The organism is Polynucleobacter sp. 39-46-10, from assembly GCF_002282275.1.
On sequence record NZ_NCJB01000147.1, the window covers coordinates 1 to 5647 of the forward strand.

A 5647-nucleotide genomic window follows, 5' to 3' on the forward strand; every position below is an offset into this window, starting at 1 on the left:
CCTTAGCTAAAATTCCCCAATGCATATTCATATCTTGGGCATTTGCGGTACTTTCATGGGCGGCATTGCCGCAATCGCTCGGCAGGCCGGACATCGCGTAACTGGCTGTGATGCCAACGTCTATCCACCAATGAGCACGCAACTTGAGGCTCAGGGTATTGAGCTCATTGAGGGATTCTCGCCCGACCAATTATTACAGTTTGAGACTATGCCTGATTTATTTGTAATCGGTAACGTCGTTTCTCGTGGCAATCCGCTGATGGAGGCCATCCTGAATCAAGGGCTTCCTTACACATCTGGACCCCAGTGGCTTGGTGAGCAAGTATTGTTTGATAGGCATGTATTGGCTGTTGCTGGCACTCACGGTAAAACGACTACCTCTGCCATGTTGGCCTGGATCTTAGAATTTAATGGCTATCAACCAGGATATTTAATTGGTGGAGTGCCATTGAATTTCACGGTATCGGCTCGTCTGGGTGAGAGCAAATACTTTGTGATCGAGGCAGATGAATACGACACCGCCTTTTTTGATAAGCGTAGTAAGTTTGTTCACTATCGTCCGCGCACCGCTTTATTAAACAATCTTGAGTTTGATCATGCCGATATTTTTGCTGACCTGGCTGCAATCGAAACGCAGTTTCATCATTTAGTCCGTACGGTGCCGGGAAATGGTCTTGTGGTTGTGAATGGTGAAGAGCCTGCGCTAGAGAGAGTGATTACTCGAGGTGCTTGGGCGCCTGTTGAAAAGTTTGGTCAAGATAAACACAATGCTTGGTCTCTGATTTCTAAAGAGGCGGATGGCTTCATTGCTTTGCAGGATGGTAAAGAGGTAGCAACGGTGACCTGGGCCCCAGGCTCTGGTGTCATGGGTCGACATAATCAACTTAATGCATTGGCAGCGATTGCTTCTGTAAACCATATTGGCATTGCTCCAGCTGATGCGGCACGTGCTCTTGCTGAGTTTAAGAATGTGAAACGTCGCTTAGAAACGATTGGCGTGGCAAATGAGGTGACGGTCTACGATGATTTTGCTCATCACCCAACTGCAATTATTACTACGGTAGATGGCTTGCGTCGTCGCGTAGGGCAGTCTCGAATTTTGGCAGTATTAGAACCGCGTTCTAATACGATGAAACTCGGCGTGATGAAGGCGCAACTACCCAATAGCTTAGGGGCAGCTGATAAGATTTTTGCTTATGGGGCTAGTGCTGGTAAAGATTCCTTAGGTTGGGACTTAAATGAAGTCTTAGCACCATTAAATGCCAAAGAAAAAGATCGTGCCTTGGCCTTTGATGATTTAAGTGCATTGGTAGATGCAGTGGCAAAAGAAGCAAAGCCTGGCGATCACATTTTGGTGATGAGTAATGGCGGTTTTGGTGGCGTGCATCAAAAAATATTGACCGCAATACAAGAGAAAGCAAAGTAATGAGTATGAGACTAAAAGATAAAGTAGCCATCATTACCGGGGCCGCAAAAGGGATTGGCTTTGCAACGGCAAAACGCTTTGCACAAGAGGGTGCAAAAGTCATGATCACGGATGTGAGCCCTGATGCAGTGAAGGCTGCAGTTGATCTCATTCCTGGCTCGGAAGCTTTTGTCATGAACGTGACTGATCGTGCAAGTGTTGAAGCAGCTGTTGATCAAATCATGCAGCGTCACGGGCGCATCGATATTTTGATTAACAATGCTGGCATCACACAAGATGCACGCTTAGTCAAAATGACGGAAGCGCAATTTGATACGGTGATTGATGTCAATCTCAAGGGTGTATTCAATTGCACGCAATTGGTTGTACCGCATATGTTGGAGGCGGGCAAAGGGGCTGTCGTTAATGCTTCTAGTGTTGTGGGTATTTATGGAAACTTTGGACAGACAAACTATTCAGCAACGAAGTTTGGTGTGATTGGATTCACTAAAACTTGGGCGCGTGAATTAGGTCCAAAAGGTATTCGGGTAAATGCAGTGTGCCCAGGCTTTATTGCCACTGAGATGGTCAAAGCTATGCCAGAAAACATCCTAAAGGATATTGAAAGACGCAGCTGGCTGGGTCGCCTAGGTACTCCCGAAGAAATGGCGAACGTGTATTTATTCTTGGCGAGCGATGAAGCTAGTTATGTCAATGGCGTTGCACTTGAGGCCAGCGGCGGGATCTCTCTCTAAGCATGCATCTTTTATATGAAGAGGGTGGTGACATCAAGGTCGCCACAGTCCAGTCCGCCTCCGGCGCCGGAGACGCTGAGTCTTGGCAAGCAACCAGCCTATCTGGGAAAAAGATCAAACTAAAAGCTAAAGAAGTTTGGTTACGCTTTGATAAGCCAGAGCCACAGACATTAATGGATGAGGCAAATGCTTTATCTCAAGAGATTGATCTGCAGTTCTTATGGGACTGTGCACCTGATGAAGAATTTGGTTTAGTGGATGTTGCCCATGAGTACTTTGGTGCGCAGGCAAGTATTCCGCAACAAACTGCATTAGCGATTGCTTTGCAGGGTGCGCCAGTATTCTTCCGTCGCAAAGGGCGTGGGCGTTTTCAGCGAGCGCCATTAGAGCAGTTGCAAGCCGGTTTGGCTGCGCTTGAGCGCAAGCAAAAGGAACTGGAGCAGCAAGCTGCATGGCAACAAGAGTTGGTGGCTGGCGTGTTTCCAGAGACGCTCCAGTCTCAAGCAAATCAATTATTGTTTTCTCCCGATAAAAATACCTCAGCTTACAAGGCATTAATTGCTGCTTGCACTGAGTCAGGAGAATCTCCTGCCCAATTGATGATCCGCTGTGGCGCGATTGATTCACCCTTGCAATATCACCAAGGCATGTTTTTAAAGGCCCATTTTCCTCAGGGTGCCGCACATGAACCAAGCTTGGTTGTGGATCAGAGTGTATTAGACGTCGTCATTTCAGAATTACCTTTAGCTGAAGTGAGCGCTTTCTCGATTGATGATTCGGGTACTACTGAGATTGATGATGCTTTATCGGTTACTGCACTTGAGGGTGGCGGACATCGCATTGGTATTCATATCGCTGCCCCTGGTTTGGTGATCGCTAAGGATGATGCTTTGGATAAGGTCGCACGCACGCGTATGTCGACCGTGTACTTTCCTGGCGACAAAATTACGATGTTGCCCGATGCGGTGATTGCCCAGTTCTCATTGGATGAGGGTGCCGCTCGACCAGCTTTATCGATCTATGTAGATATCGATGCAACTGGAGTCGTAGATAAAGAGACGCTGCAGTTACGTGCTGAGATGGTTCCCATGGGATCAAATCTTCGTCTGGAAAATTTAGAGCATTTGGTGACGGAGGAAACTCTGGCTGATGAATCATCTGACTATGCGTATCGTCAAGAGCTCAGTGTGTTGTGGACTGCAGCAAAGTTATTGCATGCAGGGCGTCAAGAGCAGCGCGTCGCCAATGGATTGCGTGCTGAGCAATTAGGAGTTTTGGATCCTAACGCTTTAGCAAGAGACTTTCATTTTCAAATCAAAGAAGTGGATGGTGCGCAGCGAGTCGAGATTACTCCTCGTCAGCGCGGTTCCATCCTCGATACCATCGTTGCCGAGTGGATGATTTATTGCAATAGTGCCTCAGGGCGCTTACTGGCAGATCATGGGGTACCTGGTTTGTTCCGCACCCAAAAGGGTTGGGGCCCTTTGCGTACACGTATGCAGACGACACCTGGCCCTCATGAAGGATTGGGTTTGGAGTATTACGCTTGGTGTACATCGCCATTGCGTCGCTATTCAGATTTAGTGAATCAGTGGCAGTTAATTGCGATAGCAAAACATGGCATCACCGCCAAGATGGCAGCGCCATTCCCGCCGAGAGATTCCGCCTTAATGGGTATTGCTGCCGACTTTGAAGCTTGCTATTCAGCGTATGGTGAATACCAGGACCGTCTTGAGAAATATTGGTGCTTACGCTGGGTTTCTCAGGATGAAGTTCCTAAACAAGTTTTTGTGAGGCATCTCAAAGAAGGAATGTCGCGTGTTGAACCTATTCCACTGCATTTACCAATCCCGGAATTGGCTACCCACCCGCGTATGACCAGAGCCGAAGTGAGTATTGCTGACGTAGATCTCCTGCAACTGACTGCGGGGGTAAGAGTGCTTCATGTCGAGACACCAGAAGTTCCTGAGAGTGATGCAAGTCCAACCTAGGTTTGCTCAGTTAGTGGCGCGCTTAGGTGGGGGTTGGAATCGCTATCCATTTGCTTATGCGCTGGGCCTCTCTATTCTGGCTCACCTTATCTTTTTATCCTTTCGCTGGGGCATTGGAGAAATAGAAAATCGTCGTTTAAATACCCCGCTGAGCGTTGTTTTGGTGAATGCTAGCAATCAAGTGGCGCCCAAGGAGGCAAATAAATTGGCGCAAGCGAATTTGCATGGAGGGGGCAATGCTGCTAATCAAGATGCCAGTGCGCTTCATCGCGCAAGACTTGGTGCAGATGCCCGCCTAGAAGTTTTAGAGAAACAGCAAAAACAAATGCTAGCTAAGCTTGAAGCAGAGCGAGCACTAGCAGGTGGTCGTAAAAGTGGTGATGAGCAAAAAGCAGTATCCCAGTTGAACTCTTTAGAAGCTGAGCTGGCCAAGCGTTTGCAGGCCAATGGCCGCGAACCCCGACGTAAGGTCTTGACTGGAGCTAGCACCAAGGCGGTTGTATTTGCGCAGTATTACGATGCTATGCGTCAAAAAATCGAGACCTATGGGAGTGCATTTTTCCCACGAGCAAACGGGCGCCCTCTTTACGGCAGTTTGGTGATTGTGGTGAGTGTCGATGCTCAGGGGCGGATTACTAATAATGCTCAGGGTAAAGATGGTCTGAGTATTGGGCGTAGTTCTGGCAATCCCGAGTTAGATCGTCAGGCTTTAGCGATTGTGCGTGCTTCTGCCCCCTTTGGAATTTTCTCTACAGAAATGCGCAATCAGATTGATATCTTGGACTGGGTATCTACTTTTGATTTCACAAGAGATGGATCTGATCGCTTAGATCTACGCCCGTAATTCAGTAGACCTCACTCAATTTCGCTTATCCTGTAGTCACTATGAGTCAAGCTACTTCCGCCGATTTGCATATCAATCCTACCGACTTTCCCGGAGTGGATGTTTATGCGGTCGCGGGTAATCCAATTTCGCACAGTAAATCACCCGTCATCCATAAGCGGTTTGCTGAGCAGTCAAATCAAAAAATACACTACGGTCGTTTACAGCCTGCACTTGATGAATTCAAAATCGCTGCGCAAGCCTTCTTTGCCGCTGGTGGTAAAGGTATGAATGTCACTGTGCCATTTAAATTAGATGCTCAGGCTTTTGCAGATGTATTAACACCGCGTGCGCAGCTCGCTGGCGCTGTAAATACTCTACGCATTGAAGATGGAAAAATTTTTGGTGACAATACTGATGGCGCTGGTTTAGTTAGAGACCTATTGGCGCAGGGTATTCAGATTAAAGGAGCTCGAATCCTATTATTGGGGGCGGGCGGCGCTTCTCGCGGAGTGCTTGGCCCATTGCTAGAGCAGTCTCCCAAAAAGCTGATCATTGCCAATCGATCAAATGCCAAGGCCGGTGAACTGGTTCACTTGTTTAGTGATGTAGCTGGCTCCTTTAATGTTGCGCTACAAGCAGTCTCATTAAGTGATCTTGAGGATGCTGGTAA

Annotated in this window: 5 protein-coding genes; all 5 read left to right on the top strand. The window is 47.8% G+C overall.

All coding sequences use genetic code 11. The features are described 5' to 3' along the window. Positions 1-19: 19 nt before the first annotated feature. Positions 20-1426 (top strand): UDP-N-acetylmuramate:L-alanyl-gamma-D-glutamyl-meso-diaminopimelate ligase, encoded by a 1407-nt coding sequence (gene mpl, locus B7X71_RS11035; RefSeq protein WP_293600752.1) that lies wholly within the window; start codon positions 20-22, stop codon positions 1424-1426. A 5-nt stretch (positions 1427-1431) separates the two neighbouring features. Further along, the gene (gene fabG / locus B7X71_RS11040; RefSeq protein WP_293598335.1) at positions 1432-2160 is read left to right on the top strand and encodes a 3-oxoacyl-ACP reductase FabG; all 729 of its coding nucleotides are present in this window, start codon (positions 1432-1434) and stop codon (positions 2158-2160) included. A 2-nt stretch (positions 2161-2162) separates the two neighbouring features. Next, positions 2163-4151, top strand: a complete 1989-nt coding sequence (locus tag B7X71_RS11045) for an RNB domain-containing ribonuclease (protein ID WP_293598331.1) — start codon at positions 2163-2165, stop codon at positions 4149-4151. Further along, on the top strand, positions 4105-4995 hold the full coding sequence (locus B7X71_RS11050; protein ID WP_293600753.1) for a TonB family protein: 891 nt from the start codon (positions 4105-4107) through the stop codon (positions 4993-4995). The genes B7X71_RS11045 and B7X71_RS11050 overlap by 47 nt, the downstream gene beginning before the upstream one ends. Positions 4996-5036: 41 nt before the next feature. Next, the coding region (aroE, locus tag B7X71_RS11055) for a shikimate dehydrogenase (protein WP_293600754.1) at positions 5037-5647 on the top strand (611 nt) is incomplete at its 3' end.

Excerpts from the sequence above, each read along its gene's own strand:
- mpl (WP_293600752.1), top strand. The coding sequence starts at position 20 with ATGCATATTCATATCTTGGGCATTTGCGGTACTTTCATGGGCGGCATT.
- fabG (WP_293598335.1), top strand. The coding sequence starts at position 1,432 with ATGAGACTAAAAGATAAAGTAGCCATCATTACCGGGGCCGCAAAAGGG.
- B7X71_RS11045 (WP_293598331.1), top strand. The coding sequence starts at position 2,163 with ATGCATCTTTTATATGAAGAGGGTGGTGACATCAAGGTCGCCACAGTC.
- B7X71_RS11050 (WP_293600753.1), top strand. The coding sequence starts at position 4,105 with ATGTCGAGACACCAGAAGTTCCTGAGAGTGATGCAAGTCCAACCTAGG.